The following is a 1,595-nucleotide window of genomic DNA, read 5'->3' as shown; positions in this document are numbered from 1 at the left end:
CCGCCAATCTCTCCAACACGCTCAGCACCGCAGCATTGTCGTCGAACGCATACATCCTCTCCGTCCGAGCCCTCAACTCCGCCGACGTCTGCGCCCCGCGCAGCAGCAGCAAACAAATCACCGCGACCTCATCCCGCCGCAAGTTCAGAACATCCCTCACCCGATGCTCGAACTTAGTAGCCCGCGATTCCGCAATCGTCCGCACCAACCCCAGCTGATCCAGTTCAAACAGCGCAGTCCGCACCTCGGCCTCGCTCAACTCCATCACCGGCTCGCGACTGCTCTTCTGATTGCAAGCATTCACCGCAGCATTCAAACTCAGCGGGTAATACTCCGGCGTATTGATCTCTTTCTCAATCAACGCCCCCAGCACCCGCGCCTCAACCACATTCAACTCAACCATCCCTCAATCCTACCGAACCCCGCCCGGACCTCTCGCGCTTGGCTTCGTGATACCTTGCGGCTGATGCGTTCCATACGAAACCGGAAGTTATTGGGAGCGTTACTGCTAGTCGGCTTCGGTGCCGCTCTGGTAACGACCTTCGGCTTGGTCGAGCTCCATGACGAGATCCTGAAGTCGTCCTTTGAGCAGGGCGACCAGGCTCTCCAAAGCTGGGTCCACGGCTTTGCCACACCGCTCCTCACCGAGATGATGCGCGGCCTCAGCTGGATTGGTTCGCCCTTCGTGCTCGCGCCCTCAGTGTCCCTCGCCGCGGCATTGCTCTGGTGGCGCGGCATGAAAGACGACGCAGTCCTCGTAGCCGCCGCCGCCCTCGGCGGTATCGCTCTCGACGAGGTCATGAAGCTCCACTTCAAGCGCCTCCGCCCCGACGTCCCCTGGGCCTTCGTGCATGAACACAGCTTCTCTTTTCCAAGCGGCCACTCGGTCCTCGCCATCGTCCTCTACGGTGTCATCGTCTACAAGACCCAGGACAAGCTGCGCCACCCGTGGGCCAAGGCGGCCTTGATGATCGGGGCATTCCTCATGGTGGCGGGCATCGGCGTCAGCCGCGTGTATCTCGGTGTGCATTACCCCAGCGACGTCGCCGGAGGCTACTTTGTCGGCGCAGTCTGGCTCGCTGCGGTCATTGGCTCGGATCTGTGGGTACAGGGCTAGACCACGGCAGTGCGCCGACCCCTCAAGTCGTGACGCCCTCGTCGCCCTGTCCCTTCGCTATCTCGACAGCGCAGGCCTTCGATCGCGACAGAAACCGCACGCCCGTCCCCGCCTCCAGCGAAAAGCTGTCAATGTCGCCGGGAATCACATCCAGCACCAACTGCGTCCGCGTCAGATATTCCGCCTGCGAGTGCCCCACATAAAACGGCGTCTCCTCGACCGTCCCCAGCAGCACGTCCCGCGACCCCACGCGAAACTCTCCCAGCCGAAAGCACAACGGCACACTCCCATCGCAACATCCGCCCGACTGGTGAAACATCAGCGGCCCATACTCTTCCCTCAGCTCATGAATCAACTTCACCGCCGCCGCCGTAGCCACCACTTGTTCCGCCAACCTCGACCTCCTCTGCGTAAGTCCGCTCACGCCGCTTCAACCTACGCAAGAGTATGGCCCTCCCCGTCAACGATTAGCCAGCCC

Annotated in this window: 3 protein-coding genes; 1 reads left to right on the top strand and 2 read right to left on the bottom strand. The window is 61.8% G+C overall.

Going from position 1 to position 1,595, the window contains the following annotated elements; all coding sequences use genetic code 11:
• A partial coding sequence (locus WCB02_RS14200) for a YceH family protein (RefSeq protein WP_423958851.1) occupies positions 1-403 on the bottom strand: 403 nt, incomplete at its 3' end.
• A 144-nt stretch (positions 404-547) separates the two neighbouring features.
• On the opposite strand from WCB02_RS14200, the gene WCB02_RS14195 reads away from it, so the two are divergent.
• A complete protein-coding gene (locus WCB02_RS14195; protein ID WP_423958850.1) occupies positions 548-1,117 on the top strand; it encodes a phosphatase PAP2 family protein in 570 nt (189 codons plus the stop codon).
• A 22-nt stretch (positions 1,118-1,139) separates the two neighbouring features.
• Here WCB02_RS14195 and WCB02_RS14190 read toward each other — a convergent pair whose 3' ends face one another.
• Positions 1,140-1,511: a DUF779 domain-containing protein gene (locus tag WCB02_RS14190; protein WP_423958849.1), complete on the bottom strand. Its 372-nt coding sequence runs from the start codon at positions 1,509-1,511 to the stop codon at positions 1,140-1,142.
• Positions 1,512-1,595: the final 84 nt, after the last annotated feature.

Origin of the sequence: Bradyrhizobium sp. (genome assembly GCF_049581145.1) — a bacterium.
Classification (GTDB): Bacteria; Pseudomonadota; Alphaproteobacteria; order Rhizobiales; family Xanthobacteraceae; genus Bradyrhizobium.
Note: the sequence above shows the minus strand (reverse complement) of the source record. Positions and strands in the feature narration are given on the sequence as shown.